This is a genomic window from Ruegeria sp. AL12 (genome assembly GCF_056540885.1).
Genome location: NZ_JBQFXN010000099.1, coordinates 1 through 794, shown reverse-complemented (window position 1 = coordinate 794; position 794 = coordinate 1). Strand labels below are relative to the sequence as shown.

Sequence of the window (794 nt, the reverse complement as noted above, 5' to 3'; positions counted from 1 at the left end):
GTCGGGCTTGGGCGTTAGAAACATGCAGGCGAAAAGCGGTCGGCCGATGGCCCAGATTTCTCCGCCACTTTGACAATGCGCAAGCATTCCGTCCACGTTCAGACGATGGATGGACGACGGAGGGTCGATCCGAGCATCCATGTACCGAAAGGACTCGCGCAGCAGCGCCAGAGCGTCATACAGAGCGAAGTCATCGCTCGGGATGAGCCACGGTGTTCTGTCTGGATCAGTCATAACAGCCAAGACACCTGACATTGCCGGTTTACTTTGACAAGGGGGGTTCCGTTTCCAGATCCGGCCAGATCCCGGGCGAGGTGGGCAACCCGTCGTCGAACTGGCTGAGATAGTCCAGCATCAGCGGCCGGTTGTCGATGAACCCTTTGTAGGTTGCCAGTTCCACTGGCAGATCACGAACAACACGATGCAGGCGACGACCCCATTTCGGTACAGTCATCAGATCCTGAAAACTACACAGATAACAGCGGATTGGGAATAACAGCGCGTTTGAACGCGGTAGTCGGAAGAATGTCTGCAACTCGACCCGAAGATGTTGTTTTTGGCCAATATTCTCCGGTGTCAGTGTGGTTTTCTGAATACCCCATTTATGGTAGTTCTCCGGGCTGGTATCCAAAAGCGGGTTGACCGTCATGGTCCAGTTCAGGCGGCGTGCGGGTGCGCCCTGCTGAATACTCAGCAAGAATTTCAGCGCACGCTGAAAGATACCCATCTCGTGGGCCAGTGGTACCGGGGCGTGCCATTCGAAAAAGTTCATGCCAATGTCGAAATCCAGGCTC

Annotated in this window: 1 protein-coding gene and 1 pseudogene; both read right to left on the bottom strand. The window is 55.0% G+C overall.

Going from position 1 to position 794, the window contains the following annotated elements:
• Positions 1-234, bottom strand: a pseudogene (locus ACR0C6_RS21625) (GNAT family N-acetyltransferase); the annotation flags it as partial.
• Positions 235-262: 28 nt separating this feature from the next.
• Positions 263-794: heme-dependent oxidative N-demethylase subunit alpha family protein (locus tag ACR0C6_RS21620; RefSeq protein ID WP_480621185.1), on the bottom strand; the 532-nt coding region annotated here is incomplete at its 5' end.